Origin of the sequence: Aliiroseovarius sediminis, assembly GCF_022678485.1 — a bacterium.
Taxonomy (GTDB): Bacteria; Pseudomonadota; Alphaproteobacteria; order Rhodobacterales; family Rhodobacteraceae; genus Aliiroseovarius; species Aliiroseovarius sediminis.
Window position 1 is genome coordinate 331,922 of the sequence record NZ_JALBYP010000021.1, and the last position, 18,439, is coordinate 350,360.

General features: G+C 58.8%; 22 protein-coding genes and 1 tRNA gene. 12 read left to right on the plus strand and 11 right to left on the minus strand.

Annotation, left to right across the window (positions count from 1 at the left end; translation table 11 throughout):
• Positions 1-13 precede the first annotated feature (13 nt).
• From MN186_RS03980 to MN186_RS04015, 8 genes are all read left to right on the plus strand, one after another.
• A complete protein-coding gene (locus MN186_RS03980; protein ID WP_242112096.1) occupies positions 14-448 on the plus strand; it encodes a YeeE/YedE family protein in 435 nt (144 codons plus the stop codon).
• A gap of 11 nt (positions 449-459) precedes the next feature.
• Positions 460-903 carry a YeeE/YedE family protein gene (locus tag MN186_RS03985; RefSeq protein ID WP_242112100.1) on the plus strand — a complete coding sequence of 148 codons (444 nt, stop codon included), beginning with the start codon at positions 460-462 and terminating at the stop codon, positions 901-903.
• Between the two features lie 42 nt (positions 904-945).
• Positions 946-1,833: an MBL fold metallo-hydrolase gene (locus tag MN186_RS03990; RefSeq protein WP_242112104.1), complete on the plus strand. Its 888-nt coding sequence runs from the start codon at positions 946-948 to the stop codon at positions 1,831-1,833.
• A 34-nt stretch (positions 1,834-1,867) separates the two neighbouring features.
• A complete protein-coding gene (locus MN186_RS03995; protein WP_242112137.1) occupies positions 1,868-2,197 on the plus strand; it encodes a protein tyrosine phosphatase family protein in 330 nt (109 codons plus the stop codon).
• A 42-nt stretch (positions 2,198-2,239) separates the two neighbouring features.
• The gene (locus MN186_RS04000; protein WP_242112147.1) at positions 2,240-4,021 is read left to right on the plus strand and encodes a SulP family inorganic anion transporter; all 1,782 of its coding nucleotides are present in this window, start codon (positions 2,240-2,242) and stop codon (positions 4,019-4,021) included.
• 80 nt (positions 4,022-4,101) lie between these two features.
• Entirely contained in the window at positions 4,102-4,869 is a 768-nt protein-coding gene (locus MN186_RS04005; RefSeq protein WP_242112150.1) for an SDR family NAD(P)-dependent oxidoreductase, read from the plus strand.
• 99 nt (positions 4,870-4,968) lie between these two features.
• Complete coding sequence (locus MN186_RS04010; RefSeq protein ID WP_242112155.1) at positions 4,969-5,178, plus strand: hypervirulence associated TUDOR domain-containing protein; 210 nt, start codon at positions 4,969-4,971, stop codon at positions 5,176-5,178.
• Positions 5,178-5,729: a DUF488 domain-containing protein gene (locus tag MN186_RS04015; RefSeq protein ID WP_242112167.1), complete on the plus strand. Its 552-nt coding sequence runs from the start codon at positions 5,178-5,180 to the stop codon at positions 5,727-5,729. Before MN186_RS04010 ends, MN186_RS04015 begins: the two co-directional genes overlap by 1 nt.
• Before the next feature lie 23 nt (positions 5,730-5,752).
• Here the strand turns inward: MN186_RS04015 and MN186_RS04020 are convergent, their stop codons facing one another.
• From MN186_RS04020 to MN186_RS04035, 4 genes are all read right to left on the minus strand, one after another.
• Entirely contained in the window at positions 5,753-6,214 is a 462-nt protein-coding gene (locus MN186_RS04020; RefSeq protein ID WP_242112170.1) for a group III truncated hemoglobin, read from the minus strand.
• An 80-nt stretch (positions 6,215-6,294) separates the two neighbouring features.
• On the minus strand, positions 6,295-6,735 hold the full coding sequence (locus MN186_RS04025) for a CBS domain-containing protein (protein ID WP_242112175.1): 441 nt from the start codon (positions 6,733-6,735) through the stop codon (positions 6,295-6,297).
• A gap of 116 nt (positions 6,736-6,851) precedes the next feature.
• Positions 6,852-7,151, minus strand: a complete 300-nt coding sequence (locus MN186_RS04030) for a DUF6522 family protein (RefSeq protein ID WP_242112177.1) — start codon at positions 7,149-7,151, stop codon at positions 6,852-6,854.
• 23 nt (positions 7,152-7,174) lie between these two features.
• Entirely contained in the window at positions 7,175-7,612 is a 438-nt protein-coding gene (locus MN186_RS04035; protein WP_242112179.1) for an RrF2 family transcriptional regulator, read from the minus strand.
• A 150-nt stretch (positions 7,613-7,762) separates the two neighbouring features.
• Here MN186_RS04035 and MN186_RS04040 point away from each other — a divergent pair, with 150 nt between their 5' ends.
• The 3 genes from MN186_RS04040 to MN186_RS04050 all read left to right on the plus strand — a co-directional run bounded on the left by MN186_RS04040 (position 7,763) and on the right by MN186_RS04050 (position 10,509).
• Positions 7,763-8,434 (plus strand): FAD-binding oxidoreductase, encoded by a 672-nt coding sequence (locus MN186_RS04040; RefSeq protein WP_242112181.1) that lies wholly within the window; start codon positions 7,763-7,765, stop codon positions 8,432-8,434.
• 239 nt (positions 8,435-8,673) lie between these two features.
• On the plus strand, positions 8,674-9,675 hold the full coding sequence (dusA, locus tag MN186_RS04045) for a tRNA dihydrouridine(20/20a) synthase DusA (RefSeq protein WP_242112198.1): 1,002 nt from the start codon (positions 8,674-8,676) through the stop codon (positions 9,673-9,675).
• 9 nt (positions 9,676-9,684) lie between these two features.
• A complete protein-coding gene (locus MN186_RS04050) occupies positions 9,685-10,509 on the plus strand; it encodes a sulfite exporter TauE/SafE family protein (protein ID WP_242112201.1) in 825 nt (274 codons plus the stop codon).
• A gap of 3 nt (positions 10,510-10,512) precedes the next feature.
• Here MN186_RS04050 and MN186_RS04055 read toward each other — a convergent pair whose 3' ends face one another.
• From MN186_RS04055 to MN186_RS04070, 4 genes are all read right to left on the minus strand, one after another.
• A complete protein-coding gene (locus tag MN186_RS04055) occupies positions 10,513-11,001 on the minus strand; it encodes an acyl-CoA thioesterase (protein ID WP_242112205.1) in 489 nt (162 codons plus the stop codon).
• Positions 11,002-11,062: 61 nt separating this feature from the next.
• Positions 11,063-11,136, minus strand: a tRNA-Gly gene (locus tag MN186_RS04060).
• Positions 11,137-11,191: 55 nt separating this feature from the next.
• The gene (locus MN186_RS04065) at positions 11,192-13,234 is read right to left on the minus strand and encodes an ASKHA domain-containing protein (protein WP_242112217.1); all 2,043 of its coding nucleotides are present in this window, start codon (positions 13,232-13,234) and stop codon (positions 11,192-11,194) included.
• Positions 13,235-13,329: 95 nt separating this feature from the next.
• Entirely contained in the window at positions 13,330-14,550 is a 1,221-nt protein-coding gene (locus MN186_RS04070; protein WP_242112222.1) for a CaiB/BaiF CoA transferase family protein, read from the minus strand.
• A gap of 143 nt (positions 14,551-14,693) precedes the next feature.
• Here MN186_RS04070 and MN186_RS16525 point away from each other — a divergent pair, with 143 nt between their 5' ends.
• Entirely contained in the window at positions 14,694-15,740 is a 1,047-nt protein-coding gene (locus tag MN186_RS16525) for a PilZ domain-containing protein (RefSeq protein ID WP_242112231.1), read from the plus strand.
• A 149-nt stretch (positions 15,741-15,889) separates the two neighbouring features.
• Here the strand turns inward: MN186_RS16525 and MN186_RS04080 are convergent, their stop codons facing one another.
• From MN186_RS04080 to MN186_RS04090, 3 genes are read right to left on the minus strand one after another with little or no spacing between them, the layout of a single operon-like run.
• Positions 15,890-16,963 (minus strand): methyltetrahydrofolate cobalamin methyltransferase, encoded by a 1,074-nt coding sequence (locus MN186_RS04080; protein ID WP_242112244.1) that lies wholly within the window; start codon positions 16,961-16,963, stop codon positions 15,890-15,892.
• 3 nt (positions 16,964-16,966) lie between these two features.
• On the minus strand, positions 16,967-17,905 hold the full coding sequence (locus MN186_RS04085) for a methylenetetrahydrofolate reductase (RefSeq protein ID WP_242112246.1): 939 nt from the start codon (positions 17,903-17,905) through the stop codon (positions 16,967-16,969).
• A 26-nt stretch (positions 17,906-17,931) separates the two neighbouring features.
• Positions 17,932-18,228: a virulence factor gene (locus MN186_RS04090; RefSeq protein ID WP_242112248.1), complete on the minus strand. Its 297-nt coding sequence runs from the start codon at positions 18,226-18,228 to the stop codon at positions 17,932-17,934.
• Positions 18,229-18,439 lie beyond the last annotated feature (211 nt).

The window sequence follows — 18,439 nt, forward strand, 5'->3', positions numbered from 1 at the left end:
AGCGAGGCAGATCATGATCGAAACGGCATTCACACCGCTTGCATCGGCATTGGGGGGCGCGTTGATCGGGCTGGCTTCAGTGCTTTTGATGTGGCTGCGTGGCAATATACTTGGCGCGACAGGTATCTTGGTGGGGTTCTTGCAACCTGGCAGCTCAACCGATTGGTCCTGGCGGGCGGCAATCTTGGCTGGGATGCTGACCGGCCCGCTGATCTATCTGGCTGCAACGGGCAGTTTTCCTGCGATTGAAGTGCCGGTTTCGACCCTGTCGATGATTGTGGGCGGGCTGATCGTTGGCGTTGGCGTCACCTATGGCTCGGGCTGCACCTCTGGGCACGGGATTTGTGGAAATGCGCGGCTTTCACCGCGGTCGATCGTTGCGACACTGACATTCATGGCAGGTACAGCCGTGATGGTGTTCGTGACCCGTCACATCTTCGGCATGTAAGGGGACAACAGATGAAACTTGTTTTGACATATCTGGTCGGCGTCGTCTTTGGTCTGGGGATTGCGATCTCGGGCATGGCAAATCCCGCCAAAGTTCTGAATTTCTTTGATGTTTTTGGCGCATGGGACCCAAGTCTTGCCTTCGTGATGGGCGCGGCCCTGTTGGTTGCGACGCCGGGCTACATGCTGGTGTTCAAGCGAGAAAAACCCGCCTTCGCCAAAAGCTTCAAACTGCCGGGCACAAAGCTGATCGACCGCAAGTTGGTCTTGGGATCGTTTACCTTCGGATTGGGCTGGGGCTTGGCCGGTTTCTGCCCCGGTGCGGCGCTGCCCGTCATCTCGACGGGGAATCCATCGGTTTTGATCTTTACCGTGTCGATGATCGTGGGTCTGTTTTTGGCCCGCTGGATGATCTCCGTCACGGCACGCCGCCAAGACGCGGCACAAGCCAACTGACCTTGGGGCGCGTGCGCCCTTGGCAAAAGGAAAGGACATGACATGAATGATTACCCCGTCAACACCGCCCTGAAACCCGACGTGACCGCCTTCTTCGAAGAGGACACGAACACCATTTCATACGTGGTGAAAGACCCCGCCTCGAACGCCTGCGCGGTGATCGACAGCGTGATGGACATCGATTATGCCGCTGGTCGGATCAGTTCCGATCATGCCGACAACATCATCGACCATATCAAAGCTGAAGGGCTTGAGTTGGAATGGCTGATCGAAACCCATGTCCACGCCGACCATCTGTCCGCCGCGCCCTATATCCAGGACAAGCTGGGCGGCAAGATCGGTATCGGCAGTAAGATTACTGTTGTGCAAGAGGTGTTCGGCAAGGTCTTCAACGAAGGCACCGAGTTCCAGCGCGACGGCAGCCAGTTCGACCGGCTGTTTGAAGAAGGCGACACCTATAAGATCGGCACGATGGAGGCGTTCGTGATGCACACGCCCGGCCACACCCCCGCCTGCATGGTGCATGTGATCGGCGACGCGGCCTTCGTGGGCGATACGCTGTTCATGCCCGATGGCGGCTCGGCACGGGCCGATTTCCCCGGTGGCGACGCGGGCGAGCTTTATGACTCGATCCAGAAGGTGCTGGCGCTGCCCGATGAAACCCGTCTATTCATGTGCCACGATTATGGCCCCAATGGGCGCGACATTCAGTGGGAAACCACCGTGGCGGATGAAAAAGCACACAACATCCATGTGGGTGCTGGCAAAACCAAAGAGGAATTCGTGAAGTTCCGCACCGAACGCGATGCGCAACTTGATATGCCGCGCCTGATCATTCCGTCGCTTCAGGTCAACATGCGCGCTGGTGACATGCCGCCTGCGGACGAAGATGGAAAGACCTTCCTGAAGGTGCCCGTGAACACATTGTAAGCTGATGCTTGGAAAGGCAAACCACAAGATGCAAATGAAGAAACTGGATGACCGGGTGACGGTTGCCGCGCAGGTCTCGGCAGATGACATTCCGGCAATCAAGGCAGCGGGGTTTACGGTGGTGATGTGCAACCGCCCTGATGGCGAGGAACCCGGCCAACCCACATGGGACGAGGTCAGCGCGGCAGCTGAGGCCGCAGGGCTTGGCACCTCGTTCCTGCCCATGTCCAACCGCGAGGATGCCTTCGCCGTGATGGACGAGTTTCGCCGCGTGGTCGACGAGGCGCCGGGGCCGGTCTTTGCCTATTGCCGCAGCGGTGCGCGCTGCGAAATCCTGTGGGCGACCGCGCAGGCAAACGCGTAAACGTCAAGGGGCAACCCTTTGGGATAGCTTAGGAATAAGATCATGAAGCCTGATCTGAAAAAGGCGGCGCGCGGCGCTGCCATCAGACGCTATGTGCCCATTCTGGATTGGGGCGCGCGCTATGACAATGACGCGCTGACCTCGGACCTGTTGGCGGCGGTGATCGTGACGATCATGCTGATCCCGCAATCGCTGGCCTATGCTCTGCTGGCGGGGTTGCCCGCCGAGATGGGGCTTTATGCCTCGATCCTGCCGCTGGTCGCTTATGCAATCTTCGGCACCTCGCGCGCCTTGGCGGTTGGGCCGGTGGCGGTGATCAGCCTGATGACCGCAGCCGCCGTCGGCAATCTGGGGCTGGACAATCCAGCCGAATACGCCGCGGCAGCAATTACGCTGGCGTTTCTGTCAGGGCTGATCCTGATGGTCATGGGCGTGTTCCGGCTGGGCTTTCTGGCCAACTTCCTGAGCCATCCGGTGATTGCAGGCTTCATCACCGCGTCGGGCCTGTTGATCGCCACCAGCCAGCTGAAACACATTCTGGGCGTCGAAGCGCACGGGCATTCTCTGTTGGAGCTGATCGGCTCGCTTCTGGCGCACATCACCCAGACCAACCTGATCACATTCGTGATCGGCACGGCCTCGGTCGCGTTTCTGTTCTGGGTGCGCAAGGGGTTGAAACCGTTGCTTTTGTCGTGGGGGCTTGGCCCGCGCATGGCCGACATTCTGGCAAAAGCCGGGCCTGTTGGCGCGGTGGCAGTGACGACCCTGATCAGCTGGGGGTTCGACCTGCAATCAAAGGGTGTGGCCATTGTGGGCGACGTGCCGCAAGGGCTGCCGCCTTTGACCTTTCCCAGCTTTGACGCGGACCTATGGACCAGCCTGTTTGGGTCGGCGCTTCTGATTTCGATCATCGGGTTTGTCGAAAGCATCTCGGTCGCGCAAACACTGGCCGCGAAGAAACGCCAACGCATCGTGCCAGATCAGGAGCTTGTGGGCCTTGGCGCGTCCAACATCGCGGCGGCCATGTCGGGCGGCTACCCCGTCACGGGCGGCTTCGCGCGGTCGGTCGTGAATTTCGATGCAGGCGCAGAAACCCCGGCGGCAGGCGCATTCACCGCCATCGGCATCGCAGGGGCGGCGCTTTTCCTGACGCCGCTCTTGTTCTTCCTGCCGACGGCCACACTGGCCGCGACCATCATTGTCGCGGTCCTGAGCCTTGTTGACTTCCACATCCTAAAGGCCACATGGGCCTATCATCGGGCGGATTTCACCGCTGTTCTGGCAACGATCCTCCTGACCCTTGCCTTCGGCGTCGAAATCGGTGTTTCGGCGGGCGTGGTCCTGTCCATCGTGCTGTATCTTTACAAAACTTCGCGACCCCATATTGCGGAGGTCGGTCTGGTCCCCGGCACGCAGCACTTTCGCAACATTAACCGCCACGCGGTGCTGACCCACCCGGAACTGGTGACGCTGCGGCTGGATGAAAACCTCTATTTCGCCAACGCGCGGTTTATCGAGGATTACCTGCTGGCCCGCGTCGCAAAAGGGGGCATCAAGCATGTCGTCCTGATGTGCTCGGCGGTGAACGAAATTGACCTGTCGGCCTTGGAAACGCTTGAGGAGCTAAACCGACAACTAGGCGACGCTGGCATCACGCTGAGCTTGTCTGAGGTGAAAGGCCCGGTGATGGACCGCCTGATGCGCACTGATTTTATTCAAAGTCTGACCGGCTGTGTCTATCTGACCCAGTTTGCCGCGATGCAGGCCTTGGGGCCTGTGAACGGGGCGGTGCCTGTGTGCAAGGGGCAGGGCGACGCTGCGTAATTTGTGGGGGGTGCCCGGATTTATTGAACGCTTGTGCAATTCTTGCTAGGCCAAGCCACAGAGTTCACGGAGGGTTCCCCATGCAGATCACCGAAAACACCGTTGCGATTGTGACCGGCGGCGCATCCGGGCTTGGCGGCGCAGTGGCCGAGGCGCTGGCGGGTGCTGGCGCCAAGGTCGGCATTTTTGACTTGAATGACGCATCCGGCCAAGCGATGGCCGACAAGATCGGTGGCACATTCGCCATGGTCGACGTCTCTGATCCCGCCTCAGTTGCCGAAGGGTTCAAAGCTCTGCGCGCAGCGCATGGGCAGGAACGCATCATGGTTAATTGCGCGGGCATCGCGCCAGCGGCGAAGACCCAATCGAAGGGTGAAGCGCATGACCCGGTCGTTTTTGGAAAGACCATCAGCGTGAACCTGATCGGCACCTTCAACTGTGCCAGCCAAGCGGCGGCAGGTATGTCGCAAGCCGATCCGCTGACCGGTGATGGCGAACGGGGCGTGATTATCAACACGGCGTCGATTGCTGCCTTCGACGGTCAGATCGGACAGTTGGCCTATGCCGCGTCCAAGGGGGGTGTGGTTGGCATGACCCTGCCGATGGCGCGCGACCTCATGCGCGACGGTATCCGTGTGATGACCATCGCGCCGGGCATTTTCAAAACGCCCATGGTCGCAGGTCTGCCGCAAGAGGTGCAAGATAGCCTTGGCGCACAAGTCCCGTTTCCCTCGCGCCTTGGTGATCCGGCAGAATACGCGGCCCTCGCGCGCCACATCATCGAAAACCCGATGCTGAACGGCGAGGTAATTCGGCTGGACGGTGCCATTCGCATGGCGCCCCGTTGACGGCCCCTGCCTTGCGCCTGCGTGGAATGTCCCCATATTGACTGTAACGGGCAGGGTCCGTAGCCCTGCCTTCACGCAGCAAGACAGGAGGGCAATTAAGTGGCCAAGTTTGAAATTGGCGATCACGTCAAATGGAACTCCGAAGCCGGTTACGTAACCGGGCGGATCAGCAAGATTCACACCAGCGATTTTGACTATAAGGGGCATACCCGGCGCGCCTCGGAAGATGATCCGCAATACGAGATTGAAAGTGACAAGACCGATCACGTCGCCGCCCATAAAGAGGGCACGTTGACGAAGATAGACTGATGCCAGGCGGTTTTCGCACCATCGGTCATTCAAACCGCAGCCTTGAGGTCTTCGTAGACATTCTGCGCGCAGCGGGTGTAGAGGTGATCGCAGATGTGCGCAGCTTTCCCCGATCGCGCAGCAACCCTGCCTTCAACATCGACACGTTGCCGGATGCGCTTCAGGATTATCAGATCGGGTATCGTCATTTCCCAGACCTTGGTGGTCGGCGCCCCGTGCAGAAGGACGTTTCCGACACGTTGAACGCGTTTTGGCGCAATCGCAGCTTTCAAAGCTATGCCGATTATACGCAGTCGGATCAGTTTAGGGACGCCTATGCGCAGCTACTGACCCTTGGCGCGGATCATATTGTTGCCATCATGTGCGCCGAGGCCGTGTGGTGGCGTTGTCACCGCCGCATCATCACCGACTACATTCTTCTGGATGGGTATAAGGTGTTTCACCTGATGGGAAACGGACGCGAAGACGCCGCGCAACCAACGCCTTCCGCCATCCGGACTGACGACGGAAAGGTGATTTATCCTATTACCGGCGAGGATACATCCTGTTGACGGATCAAAGTACCCCGGCAGCATCACGAAAGCGATGGCACACCATCTTCGGTCCGTTCAAACATCGCCATGCGCAAGCTGCGCGCGATGCGTTCGGCGCGAAACATCAGATAATTGGCAGCTTCGGGTGTTGGGGCGGTATCATCCAGCGTGTCCTGAAACAGTGCCAGCCACCGGTCGAAATCGTCATTCGTGACCCCGCGCAAGCGCTTGTGAACAACCACTGGCTTGCCCGAATAGCTGCCGGCATTCAACGCTACTGACGCCCAGAACCGTTTCATACGGTCAAGGTGCTCGTCCCAGTTGTCTTGAATCTCTGTATCAAAAATCGGGCCTAGCCGCTCATCGGAGCGAATACGAGCATAAAAGTCGTCGACCATGATCGACAGATGGGCTTCGTTGATGCCCATAACCCCGGCTGCGCGCCGGATCTGAGCGCGCCGTTCGGTGACAAGGGTATGCTGAATTGAAAATGATGCGGTCATGTTATGTCCTTCTCAGCCTTGCAGAGGTCCCCTCGGATTATTGCAGCGGCTTTGTGCCGCCTTGATTTGCTTTTCCCAGATTAACGATAGCCAAGGCTCATCGCATAGTCGTGCAGCAACTCTTCTTCATAGCGGACCTCTTGCAGCAGCGCCTGAAGCGCATCGCGGGCATTCAGAATACCCAGCAACGCGCCGTTTTCGTCAACAATCGGCACATTTTTCAGTTCGCGTGTTTGCATCGTTTTCCAGATATCATGCAGCCACGCTTTCGGCGTGGATGTCAGAACATCACGGGTCATTGCATCGGTTGCAGGGGCGGTGCAGCGTGCGCCGTCACAGTGGCCGATCATACGCACAACATCCGTCTTGGTGATGACCCCGGCCAACTGCGCGGCTTGGTCACAGACCAGAACCATATCCCTGCCATCATCCAACAGCCGGGCCGCTTGCATCAGGGTTGCGGTTGGTTCGATGCAAAGCAGACGCTTACGTATATCGGCCATTATCTTTTCGACCAACATGTCATTAATCCTTCTATCGTGAAGACGCGAGACACAGCGCCGCGACAAAAGCAGTATGGGGCGACCATATCTTGTGTCACGACCACCGGTCTTGGCCGCGCGGCCAGTCTTGGTGATCAGGTGTCGTCGGCGGCCTCAGTTGCCGGACCTTCCTGCGTTCCGGGCCTGAGGTATGGAATTGCGCTGCAGTTCAGCACATTGCCGCCTTCATCGGCGGTAATGCGCACCTTTCGATCTTCTGAGAAAAAGGTCAGCCGCACCTTGCCTGCGTCCTCACCTTCGCCCTGCTCGAACCGGCTTGTGATGGTGCCTTCCCGCATCCGGTTTTGCAGGTCTCGTGGATCGATACGAAACGCCTTGGCGACGATATCAGCGTCAATCCGCACTTGGTCGTTCGCGAGTTCAATTTGTGCCATTGGCTCCTCTCTTTCTGTGCGTTCTATTCCGCAGCCAACGGCGGTCCGCCTGATGATGCCTCAGACAAAGCGCAGTCAGCGATCGTTGATCGGTCAAGCTCGGCCATGAACGCCTCTTGCGCATCGGCCAGCCGGGTTCTGAGACGGCATCGCGGCCTAAGCAAACACGATCCGCCATCAGCGCGAAAGCACTCGACAAGGGCGAAACGCTGCTCAAGGTGGCGCACGACGTCGCCCAGCGTGATGGCTTGTGCGGGACGGGCCAGTTGCAAGCCACCGCTTCGACCACGTTGGCTTGTGACAAACCCGCCGTGGCCCAAATGCCGCACGACCTTGGCAAGGTGATGATGCGAGATCTGAAACTCTGCGGCGATTTTCCCAGTCGAAATTGCCTGATTTGGGGTGCCAGCCAGTCGCATCAATACTTGCAAGCCATAGTCGGTAAACTTGGAAAGTTGCATCCACAGTCCTTTAACTGGTATTGATATTACCGAATATACCGAAAGGTAATCGGTATTGCAAATACCGAATTAACAGATTCGCGCGTGGGAGCTCGCCGGGCACCTGGATCCCGACCCTGCCGCGAGAAACATAAGTGAAGGGAGTCATGTATGGCACATCGTATGACACTGAAGCAGATCGAACCCGTCACCCAGGACACACACCATCTGGTATTCGACCGACCGGACGGCTTTGAGTATTCTCCCGGGCAGGGGGTCGAGCTGCATGTCCTGAAGGACGGTTGGAAGGACGAGGGGCGACCCTTCACACCCGTCAGCCTGCCGGAGCAGCCGATGCTTGAATTCGTCATTAAATCCTATCCCGATCATAACGGCGTAACCGAACAGATCGGCAAGATGACACCAGGCGACGAGGTCGAGATGAAAGGCCCGTTTGGCGCGATGTCCGACCAAGGGCCGGGGGTATTCATCGCCGGGGGCGCTGGTGTGACGCCGATGATAGCAATTCTGCGCAAGCGCCTGCACGACAAGGGTACGCTTGCCGGATCGAAGCTGATCTTCGCCAACAAGACCGAAGATGACATCATCTGGCGCAATCAGTTCGAAGCGATGGAGGGGCTTGAAAGCGTCTTTGTCGTCGACACCGCCAAACCTGGATCGGCCCTGCCCGAACAGCGACTTGATCGGGACTTCTTGGGCCAGTTTGTTCAGGCGGATGATCGCTGCTATCTTTGCGGCCCGCCGCCCATGATGGACGCGGTGCGCGATGCGCTGAAAGATCTTGGCGTAAAAGACACTCAGATCGTGGAGGAGAAGTTCTGAAGCGCCACAATCTGCAATCGGCCCGATAGGGCAAATGACCCACGGCTTAAGCACGGCCGTGGGTTTTTATGTCAGAAGACCATTTATGACCTGCCCCATAAACAGTTGGGGGTGCAGTGCGCGAGAAAACTTGTTACTGAGGTGCAGTCGAGTGATTGGGACACGCAACACTCGAAGTGACACGCCGAGCTTCACACAAAACTGCGGTTTTAAGAAAATTAAGAACGCCTGATAAACTTATGACAAAAGACGTTAAAACGGCCGCCCGACTGTCCGTGGCACCGATGATGGACTGGTCTGATCGCCATTGCCGATACTTCCATCGGCTGATGAGCCGCCACGCCCTTCTTTATACCGAGATGGTAACGGCACCTGCTTTGGTGCGCGGGGGGGCGGTGCATCTGTTGGATTACAACCCCCAAGAACATCCCGTTGCGGTGCAGCTTGGCGGATCAGACCCCAAGGAGCTGGCGCAAGCCACGAAAATCTGTGTCGCTCGCGGGTATGACGAGGTGAACCTGAATGTCGGCTGCCCCTCGGACCGGGTGCAATCGGGCACGTTTGGGGCGGTCTTGATGCGGGATGCGCCCTTGGTGGCGGATTGCATGAAAGCAATGAATGACGCCGCGCAAGGTGTTGAGGTTACGGTAAAATGTCGGATTGGCGTGGATAATCAGACGCCAGATGATGTGTTGCCAGATTTCATCGAAACCGTCGCCGCTGCAGGTGTGAAGCGATTTACGATCCACGCCCGCAAGGCATGGCTGCAGGGCCTCAGCCCCAAGGAAAATCGGGATGTTCCGCCCTTGGATTATCCTTTGGTGCACCGGATGAAGCAGGCGTTTCCCCATCTTCATCTGTCAATCAACGGTGGGATCACATCACTGGACGAAGTGCGCGCGCATCTGGATGTGATGGATGGCGTGATGATCGGGCGCGTGGCGTACCATGACCCGGCCGCCGTGCTGTTGGGCGCAGATCAAGCGATCTTCGGCGACACCACACGGCCACCCAGCGCACATGAGGTTGTCAAGAAGATGTACCCTTATATCGAGGCGCAACTGACCCAAGGCATTCGCCTTCATTCGATCACCCGGCATATGTTGGGTCTGTTCACGGGCCGCCCCGGCGCACGCAAATGGCGGCGCATCCTGTCTGAAGGCGCAACCCGCGACGGCGCAGGGGTTGCCTTGGTAGCTGAAGCTCTGTCACAAGTCCCCGAACACGCCTCGGCGACATAAGGATCACCCATGCCAGATTTATCTCTTCTGTTGCCGATGGCGGCGCTTTTGCTGGTCATCGGCGCCTTTGCCGGGGTTCTGGCAGGGCTGTTGGGCGTCGGTGGTGGCATCGTGCTGGTGCCGGCGTTTTTCTATGCTTTCTCGGGACTTGGCTATGGCTCTGACCAGTTGATGCAGATCTGTCTGGCGACTTCGCTGGCGACGATCATCGTGACTTCAATCCGATCAGTCATGGCGCATAATCGACGGGGCGCGGTCGATTGGGGTATCCTCAGGACATGGGCGCCCGGCATTGCGGCGGGGGCACTGGTGGGGGTTTTGGTCGCCTCGGGCCTGCGGTCGGTGGTGTTGCAGGCGATCTTTGGCGGGCTGGGCTTGGTCATTGGCGCCTATTTGGGGCTGGGCCGCGCCCACTGGCGGCTGGCCGAGGATATGCCGCGCGGGATTCGGCGGGCCGTTCTGTCGCCCAGCCTTGGATTTCTGTCTGTGCTGATGGGTATTGGTGGCGGCAGTTTTGGCGTGCCGCTGATGACCTTGCATGGCCGCCCGATCCACAAGGCAGTCGCGACCGCTGCCGGGTTCGGGGTGCTGATCGCCGTGCCGTCCGTTCTGGGCTTTTTGTTCGTGCCCATCGCATCAGAAGTACGCCCGCCCTTCACCATTGGCGCAGTCAACTTGCCAGCGTTTGGGCTGGTGGTGGCAATGACCTTGATCACCGCGCCGCTTGGCGCGCGTTTGGCCCACGCGATGGACCCCAAGCCGTTGAAGCGGGTTTTTGCGGTGTTTTTAACGCTGGTCGCGCTGAATATGCTACGAAAAGCGCTGCTGGGCTAAGCGTCAGGCTGGGCCGCTGGCCCCTTCGGCCTTGAAGGCCGCAATGGTTTCGGGGCGCAGCGCGCGTTTGGTCACGCCATCATGCTCCAACGTCACGATCAGGCTTTCGGACGCGCACATCAACTCGCCCCGCACGAAGGTCGCGTATTCCATCATGAACGACGAATTACGATAGCTTTTCGTGCGTGTGGTAACGACGTAATCATCGCCCAGATGCATCGGTTTTACATACCGCGCATAGTTGCTGGCCACGACCACCTGAGGGTCGCCGTCATCATAACTGGTCACATGAACATGCGAAAAATAGACGATGCGCATGGTTTCGAACCACCGGAAATAGGCCACGTTGTTGACATGGTTCAGGGCGTCCAACTCGTGAAACCGAACCCGGTCGGCCATGCCGAACCCCCATCCATCAGGCACGCCGACGCTCCGCAATTGGGCGGCGTTCAGGGGGGTGACAAGCGGGATGTGAGCAAACGGATCTGACATGGGAGAGAGCCTTTTTAGGTGCCGCGCGCAGTCGGGCCAGTTTGGCCCGTACCGGGAACACTGGAGCGGGTGAAGGGAATCGAACCCTCGTCGTCAGCTTGGGAAGCTGCTGCTCTACCATTGAGCTACACCCGCGGTGGGCTTTGGTTATGTTACCTGCGCGGGGGCGTCAAGTGGCTGCGTACACCGGTTAACTGCGCCGCCGCCTGCGCCGTCGGCCGCCATCCTCGCCGTCGCCAGAAGCGGTGTTGAAGCTGGGATCGGGCAGGTCGACTATGCCGCGCAGAATGGGGAAGGGGTCGGATGCGTTTGGCAGGGCCGAGGCATTTACGAAATGCTCTTGAAAGCGCGGCTCGACGGCGGTTTCGATCTTGTGGATATTACGCACGGTTTGTTCAATTTCAGCCCGTGCCGCGCGGTTCAAAAGTGCGATGCGGGCGCCGGTGCCAGCGGCGTTGCCCGCTGATGTCACCTTTTCAAGCGGGCAATCGGGGATCATCCCCAGCACCATCGCGTGCTTGGCCGAGATGTGTGCCCCGAACGCCCCGGCCAGCACCACGCGGTCCACTTGATCAACCCCGCGCTTGTCCATCAACAGCCGGGCACCGGAATAGAGCGCCGCCTTAGCCATCTGGATGGCGCGAATATCGCCATTCGTCACGGCAATCGGTCCTTGATCTTCGTTACCATCCCACAGGCGATAGGCATTGGTGCGCCCATCGGCAAAACAGCGGTCGGTGCCGGTTTGTTCGGCTGACCCGATCAGACCGCTTGCATCGACAAGCCCTGCCATCCGCATTTCGGCAATCACCTCGATGATGCCAGATCCGCAAATGCCGGTGACGCCTGTGGCGGCGACGGCTTCGACAAACCCATCCTCGGTCGACCACAGGTCCGACCCAATGACCTTGAAGCGCGGCTCTTTGGTTGCCGGATCAATCTCGACCCGTTCTATCGCACCGGGCGCGGCGCGTTGGCCCGCGCTGATCTGCGCGCCCTCGAACGCGGGGCCGGTGGGGGAGGAACAGGCCATCACGCCGGTTTTGTCGCCCAACAGAATCTCGGCATTGGTGCCGACATCGACGACCAGCACAAGGTCGTCGGATTTATCCGGCGCCTCGGACAGGGCGACCGCAGCGGCATCGGCGCCGACATGGCCTGCGATGCACGGCAACAGATAGACACGCGCGGATTGGTGGACCGAGAAATCCAGATCATCGGCCCGCAGTCGCAACGCGTTCGCGGTGGTCAGAGCAAACGGCGCTTGACCCAGTTCAAACGGGTCGATGCCCAACAGCAGGTGGTGCATGACCGGGTTGCAGACGATCACCACATCCATGATCAGGCCTTTGTCGATCTCGGCCTCGGACGCGACTTGCGTGTACAGCGCGTTCAGCCCCTCGCGCACGGCATCAGTCATTTCCCGCGCGCCTTCGGGGTTCATCATCGAATAGCTGACGCGGCTCATCAAATCTTCGCCAAACCTGATCTGCGGGTTCATCAGACCGGATGAGGCAATGACCTCGCCGGTCGCAAGGTCACACAGGTGCGCGGCGATGGTGGTTGAGCCAAGGTCGATCGCCACGCCGTAAACTGCGCCCTCATAGTAACCGGGCCACAGATGCATGACGCGCGGTGGGTTTTCCTCGTCGCCCAGATGGACGGCGACCGTAACCTTCCATTCGCCTTTGCGCAGAATGGGTTGCATGAATTGCAGGATGTGCAGATCGGCCTTCACGTCCTCAAGCCCCCATTGGTCGCGCAAGGCGTCAACCAGACGTTCCAGATCGCCCGAGGGTTCGTGCATATCGGGTTCTTCCACCGCGACATAAAACAGCTTCACCAGCGGGTCGAGCGTGATGTCGCGTGCCTCGGCCCGCTTGCGGACCACCTGTTTGTGCACCTGACTTTCGGGCGGCACGTCGATGACCACATCGCCCTGAACAGTCGCCTGACAGCCTAGCCTGCGCCCTTTGGGCAGGCCGCGAATATCATCATAGCGTTGTTCAACCTTGTTCCATTCCGACAGGGCGTCCTCGGCCACGGTGACGCCGTGCTTTGAGAACTCGCCATAACTGGGGGTAATTTGGCATTTCGAGCAGATGCCACGTCCGCCACAAACGCTGTCCAGATCGACACCCAACTGGCGGGCGGCGGTCAGGATGGGGGTGCCTTTGGCAAACCGGCCACGTTTGCCGGAGGGGGTGAAGATGATCAAAGGGTCCTGTGACATGCGCGCGTCTTCCGTGATGAGTTTTGTTCAATCTACGGAAGGCAAGGGCAGGTGCAATGCCTGCCTGCGTCATCTTCGGGCGGGAAGCGTCTTTTTCAGGCCGTGCGCGACGCCGCCGGGGCTGTTGGCACGTTATCCGGCCGCGCCGCGCGCCGCGCGGCGTCGTCCTGTTGATCCAGCCACGCTAAAATCTGCGCACGATCCCCGTCCAACAGTGGTGCCGGACCGGTCGAGACCATGTCTTCCATATCCGTCATCTTGATCGGGTTGCCCGCCGCCATAAATGGTTTTTTGCCGTCGGGCGCGGGCATGTCCACAACCATGTTGCGGGCCAGGATTTGCGGGTCTTGCATCGCCTCGGCCACAGTTTGGATCGGGGCGCAGGGGATGCCAGCGTCGGTGAACTGCTTGATCCAATGGGCGCGTGGGTGGGCCAGCGTGACCGCCTCAATTTTACGCCGCAGCAACATGACATTCTCGCAGCGGGCAAGGTTGGTTTCAAACTCGGGCCATGTGGCCCATTTGGGCTTGCCGATCAGCTTGCAGAACTGCGCGAACAGCGCGTTGTTGCCGCAGGCGATGACCAGCAGACCATCGGCGGTGTGAAACGCCTCGAACGGCGCGATCGAGGGGTGACGCGCCCCAGACGGCCCAGGGGCCACACCGGTTTCACTGGTGATTGCAACGGCGTGTTCCAGAATGGCAAGCTGGCTGTCCAGCATCGCCACATCGACCTTCTGTCCGCGCCCGGTGCGCAGACGTTGATACAGAGCGGCAAGCAGCCCGTGACCCAGAAACATCCCGGCCACGATATCCCCAACCGACGCACCAACCCGCACCGGTTCGCGGTTCTTTTCACCGGTGATGGACATGACACCACCACGCGCCTGCACAACCATGTCATAGGCCGGGCGCAACGCATCCGGGCCGGTATGCCCAAAGCCTGACACGGCGCCATAGATCAGGTGGGGGTATTTCTGGCTCAAGCTGTCCCAACCATAGCCCAAACGCTCCATTACGCCGGGTCGGAAGTTCTCCATCACCACGTCGACCTGATCCAAAAGACGTTCGAAAACAGCACGATCCGCATCGTCCTTCAGGTTCAGGGCGATGGATTGCTTGTTGCGATTGATGGTCGCGAAATACGCGCTGTGGCCATCGCGAAAGGGCGGGAAATGCCTTGTGTCATCGCCGGTGCCGGGCTGTTCGACCTTGATTACCTTTGCCCCCAGATCCGACAGGATCATGGAGCAATAAGGACCCGCCAGCACATGGGTCAAATCAAGAATGGTGATATCTTCAAGCGGCGCGGTCATCGGCCTGTCCCTTCCTTTAACGTAAGGGTCAAGTAGCGGTCACGGGCAGCGCAGGCCTTGAGCCAGATCAAGCCCAGGGAAAATTGCCCCAACAGAGCCACAATGTCGCATGGCCTGGGTCAACGTGACGGCTCACTGCCATTGTGCTTGCGTCAAACAGCAAGGCATTCGCACGCGCGCAGCCAACGCTCGCCGCATTTAACGAAATCTTGTTGGCTTTAACCTATGCGTTGATTGACATGACGTGCCTTGTTCAAAGAAACCTGCTTGCTGCTTTGCTGACCTGCTACCTTTTGGCAGCAGGAACGTCGGCGGTTTCCCAACCAAACAACCTTTGCGAGTACACATCTGAACTCACGCGCATACAGCAAGCATCTGCCCTGTCTCAGTCAATATCCGGCGCAGTCCATGTGGTGTCGATCTTGGATAACCTCGTGATGGAACTTGAAGCGATCGAAGACATGAACGCGAATTCGACACTTGCCCGCGTCCGTCGCGGCCTGTCCAACGTTGTGCAAAAGGCAGAGCACAACGCCAACGCAACACAGCACAACAGCAACATTGATCGCTCAGTGCTCTATCACGCTTTATCGGCACAGATGAACAACATCATACTGATCGAAGGCATGTTTGGATGCGGTGATGGGGCAGGGGCTAAACGGATTGGCGACGCCAAGTCTCGCGGCAAGCTTGGTCGCTTAACAACTGTGAATTGGTCTGGCCCATCCGCGCTACCGATAAGTCTGATGGGTTTTACCCTACCTTTTATTATCGCTTTGACAGTCTTGCAGACGCCATTGCTCTATAAACTTTTACGCAAGGACGTTCGGAAAATCTGCCGAACGCCAATACTCGTCGTTTGCGGAGATCAATGCACCGTTTCCCATATCGTCGACATATCGCAAGCTGGGATGAAGATTGAAGCGCCCGGAAAAGACCCAAAGGGGACGCGGGTTGATCTCTATTTTTGTGGCCACAAGATTTCCGGGGACATTGTCTGGCGGAACACATTCTTTGCGGGGATAAAATTCAGACACAGGATGGGCCAGAAGGCCCTGAATGACGCGATCAATACGAGCCACAAGACGCTTGGAGAGTCTGGCTTGGATCAAAGAGCCACGCCCTGCTTTTATGTCGGATGCCATGTTAGATGCCCTAAGCACCTGCCGACGTCTATATCCGAAATATGACGGCCTGATGTTCCGAGCCAATGCTTGATGGGCCGGCCAGGGTTTTGAGGCGGACGCGTCGCGCACACTTTGATACGAGACGGACGTCACGAAAAAGGGCCCGCAGATGCAACCCCTTTTTGGTTCTTGAAAAATTGAGGCGGACCTGCTCAGCCGCGGCGCCGGCGTCCGCCACGACGCCCACCGGCGGCACCAGCGCCACCGGCGTTGGCCGAATTGAACTTAATCCATTCCGCCCCGCCATCATCGTTGTTGGTCAGGAAGTTGGCGGCGCGGATGGCCTCCATCTCTTTCCCGGCGCGGGGCTTGGTCGATCCCATGCCAAATACCTGGCAGAAGGTTTCGTCATCCATATCGGCGGGCACGATGATGCCCTTCGCCTCGACCTCGGCGCGTTTTTCGGCCAGCTTTTTGGGGCCGACGGGCAGGGCGATAGGGTTCATGATTGCAGATGTCATGCCCGCGCCCATAGCCATCGGCAGGAACGCATTATTGACACCGTGACGATTGGGCAGCCCGAACGAGATGTTGGAGGCGCCACAAGTGGTATTTACGCCCAGCTCTTCACGCAAGCGGCGCACAAGGGCGAACACCTGAAGGCCAGCAGTGCCCATTGCACCGATTGGCATCACCAGCGGGTCCACGACGATGTCATGCGCCGGAATGCCGAAATCGGCAGCGCGTTCGACGATCTTCTTGGCCACCGCAAAACGCACATCGGGGTCTTCCGAAATGCCCGTGTCGTCGTTTGAAATCGCCACAACCGGCACATTGTATTTCTTGACCAGCGGCAGAACCATTTCCAACCGCTCTTCCTCGCCCGTGACCGAGTTCAGCAGGGGGCGGCCATTGGCGGCTTTCAACCCCGCTTCAAGTGCGCCGGGCACTGAGCTGTCGATGCAGAGGGGGCAATCTGTCACTGCCTGCACGGTCTCTACCAATTGACGCATCAGGTCGGGTTCGACAAAGTTATTATCCGCATAGCGCGGGTCTTCGGCCATCTTGTTGGAAAACACCGCACCCGAGTTGATATCCAGCACCGTAGCGCCTGCTGCGACTTGCGCCAGCGCGTCGCTTTGCACCCGGCTGAAGTCGCCCGCCTCCAGTTCTGCGTTCAAGACTTTGCGCCCGGTCGGGTTGATGCGTTCACCGATGACACAGAAGGGTTGGTCAAAGCCGATGATGGCGGTTTTCGACTGCGATTCAACAATAGTACGGGTCATTCTTTATCCTTTGGTCACGTTGACTGGGGGGGTGTTTTCTCCGCCATTTTCGATGGCCCAGTTGGCATTGGTCTTGATCCCGCCCAGCGGGAAGAAATGCACCTGAGTGATGTTGAAGTCGGGGTTGGCCGCCTTGTGGTTGGCCAGTTCGGTCAGAACGTCTGTCGGCTCATAGGGCAACAGCAGCTTGGTCACATCCATCGCGCGCTTTTGCAGCACTTTCAGCGATGGGCCGACGCCGCAAGCAATCGCGAACTTAATCAGCGTTTGCAGCTTGGCGGGGCCTGCGATACCGATATGGATGGGCAGATCAACGCCTGCTTCTTTCAGCTCGTCGGCCCATTTGATGATGGGGCCAGCTTCAAAGGCGAATTGCGTGGCAATCGCCATTTTTGCATCCGTGCGTTCCGAGAATTCCTGTTTCCACAGAAGGGCTTCCATAACGTTCTTGCGCGATCCGTCCGGGTCTATGTCCCGGTTGCCTTCGGGGTGGCCTGCAACGTTCAACTGGGTGAACCCGGCCTTGTCGAACAAACCCGTTTCCAACAGTTGCATCGAGCTGTCGAAATCGCCGTGCGGCTTTTCCACACCGCCGGCCAGCAGAAGCGCTTGCTTCACATTCGCCTCGCCCTGATAGCGCGCAATCCAGTCGGCCAGCGTCGCTTCGTCCTTGATGATGCGCGCGGGGAAATGCGGCATGACCTCAAAACCTTCGGCGTTGATGCGTTTGGCAGTCGCGACCATTTCATCAATCGGCGTGCCGTCGATATGGGCGATATAGACGCGGGTGCCCTCGGGCAGCAGGTCGCGGAAATCTTCGACCTTTTCGGCGGTGCGGGGCATCACCTCGATCGAATAGCCCTTCAGGAAGTCCTGAAGTTCGGGGGACGTGGGCGTGGCCTGACCTTCGGTCGGCTTTTTGCGGAAGTTCAACAGCGCCATGGCTGCCTCCTTTATACGGGACAGGCTTACGCCCATCCGTCGTTGCCAATCAGAGCGATCAGGCGCTCTTTGTCGTATTCCGCGTCGATCCGGGCGGCTTCGGCCGCTGCGATTTCCTGCGGGTCTCCGTCCACGGAATAGGGGGCCGCCTTGCGCCATTCGGCCAGATAAGCGTCGCTGTCTTTCGCGTTCACCTTCATGGCAGCCCGGTCGATGGCTTGTTCGAACCGCTCGGGCAGCGGGGCTTTGGAGCCACGGCGCCCTTTGCCGACAATAACCTGGGCGGGAATGTCCCTCCAGTAAACGATGGTAACGTCCGGCATGCGATTCTTCCTCCTCCGCTTTGCTTGTTCTACGCGGGCGGTTGTCTTTCCCGGCGTCGTTTTTCGACACGACGCATGTCACAAGCGACGCGCCGATCTGATTGGCGCTTGTGAGATACGCCAAAGCGGCCCAACGGGCCACAGGATCGAAGCTGAAATCTTCTCAAGATGATTATGTGGGGCAACGTTTTTTGCGCGTCTCGTACAGGCA